At 62.5% G+C, this 416-nt stretch carries 1 protein-coding gene; it reads left to right on the plus strand.

Going from position 1 to position 416, the window contains the following annotated elements:
• Positions 1-264, plus strand: a 264-nt coding sequence (locus tag AC1DYG_RS20130; RefSeq protein ID WP_477641608.1) for a hypothetical protein, incomplete at its 5' end; no start/stop codon positions are given.
• Positions 265-416 lie beyond the last annotated feature (152 nt).

Raw genomic sequence — 416 nt, forward strand, 5'->3', positions numbered from 1 at the left:
CCCAACGTCAAGGCCTGCTTCTTTGGTGAGGTGCTGGTCACGGCGGGCATCGGCCCGTCGCGCCGCGGCGAGACACTCGACGTTGCGGCCTTTGCGCGGCTCGCCGGCACGGTCTGGCGGGCATGGGTCGCTCGACGCCACGGGAGCTGTCTCCGCTTCCGCTCGCGATGCGTAGTGTTCGACCAATTATCAAGTATGGCAGTCATATTCGAAATCCTGCACTGGTCTCAATCCTGCGATGTATGTTTGCGCGGCGCCGGGTGAGCCGCATGGTGTCGGCGCGTCCGCAGGAGCATCGCTGCATGTGCGAACTCTTCAAACGATTGGAGCCTTTGAATGTTCGGTCCCAACAAGCGTCGTATCGCATCCCTCGTTGTCGCGTCCGGGATGCTGGTCGGTGGTTTTGCCTCCGGAGC

The organism is Pedococcus sp. P1_H8, assembly GCF_056405175.1.